The following is a 1,645-nucleotide window of genomic DNA, read 5'->3' as shown; positions in this document are numbered from 1 at the left end:
CCTCAGGGTGGAACATCCATTTACCCGAACGCCAAAAACCTTGAAAACCTTGCGCAACCGCCGCCATCTGCATTGCTTGAACAGCGCAGCCTGCAGAAAGATATTGTTCCAATGCAGGGACTTTCTCATGCTCGGTTACTTTCGCGATCACGGTAATGACCATTGGGGCACGAAACGGCGCATTTTTCACTTTTTCGATCACGGCTTCATCACTATGGTCTGCAATCGCGGCTTTCACCAAAATATCTGATAGCTTCTTCAAACCATCACCTTGAGCAATCACAAAACGCCAAGGGGTTAAGCCCGCATGGTCAGGAGCACGAAGACCTGCACGAATAATATTCTCCAACGCTTTGCCCTCTGGTGCTGGCGCAGATAATTTGGCGATAGAGCGACGGTTAAGCAAAAGATCGAGAGCTTCCATGAGCGAGTCCTTATTGAATCTAACTGTTATTTTCTTTGCTGCTCACTTTAGCATAATCCTCTCACTCGAATAACAATCTGTTTTTTAGGGATTATCGTGATGATTCACACAAACCGAGAGTGACAGAAACAAAAAAGCTGCGCATCACACGCAGCTTTTGAGTCATATAAAGCTCGATGTTATAGCTTCACAGCAAGTTTTACGCCTTGGCGAATTGCTCGCACTGCATCCAACTCACCGGCATGATCAGCACCACCGATGATATGCAGTTTTTCACCAAGTTCAGACCACTTGTCTTCAAACGGACGTACTGATTCCTGTCCCGCACAAATAACGACTTTATCAGCCTCTAAAAGCTGCGCTTTACCATCTACATGAATGTGTAAACCGTTGTCATCAATTTTGTCATAAGACACGCCACCAAGCAGATGCACTCCGCGTTTTTCTAATGTGCGTTTATGGATCCACCCTGTCGTTTTACCCGGTCCTTTACCAACACGACCTTTGCGACGTTGAAGCACCCACACTTCTTTGTCACTCACCGCGTCTGGGTAAGGATACAATCCACCTGGTTGCGACATTTCTTTATCAATGCCCCATTCATGCAGCCAATCATCCAACGTTTGCCCAGCTGGCTCGGTAATCATTGTCGCAACATCAACACCAATACCACCAGCACCAACAATGGCGACTTTTTCACCGACAGGCGTTTTGTCACGAATCAGCGTTTGGTAATCCACCACTTTTTCTGCATTATCAATACCTTCGATATTGACCTTACGCGGTTCAACACCAGAAGCCATCACAACCTCATCGTACTCTGTCAGCAAATCGTAGTTCGCTTCCGTAGACAAATGCAGATTTACACCCGTTTCATCAATTCGGTTAGCAAAGTATCGAATCGTTTCTCTGAATTCTTCTTTACCTGGGATTTGCATCGCTAAGCGGAATTGCCCACCAATTCGGTCGTTCTTTTCAAACAGATCAACTTTATGACCACGTTCAGCTAAAGTCGTCGCACAAGCTAAACCAGCAGGGCCTGCGCCTACAACGGCAATATTTTTCTTCTTGAACGTTGGTTCAACCACAATTTCTGTTTCGTAACAGGCAAGTGGATTGACGAGACAACTAGCGCGCTTACCTTTAAATACGTTGTCCAGACACGCTTGGTTGCAACCGATACAAGTATTAATAAACTGCGCTTTCTCTTGTTCTGCCTTC

General features: G+C 45.9%; 2 protein-coding genes. Both read right to left on the bottom strand.

From position 1 onward, the window contains the following. The coding region (locus R7E42_RS23915) for an NAD(P)H nitroreductase (RefSeq protein WP_318073077.1) at positions 1–424 on the bottom strand (424 nt) is incomplete at its 3' end. Between the two features lie 179 nt (positions 425–603). After that, positions 604–1,645: FAD-dependent oxidoreductase (locus tag R7E42_RS23910; protein ID WP_318073076.1), on the bottom strand; the 1,042-nt coding region annotated here is incomplete at its 5' end.

This window comes from Vibrio sp. Vb1337 (genome assembly GCF_033338715.1).
Classification (GTDB): domain Bacteria; phylum Pseudomonadota; class Gammaproteobacteria; order Enterobacterales; family Vibrionaceae; genus Vibrio; species Vibrio alginolyticus.
This window is presented reverse-complemented; position numbering and strand designations above follow the sequence as displayed.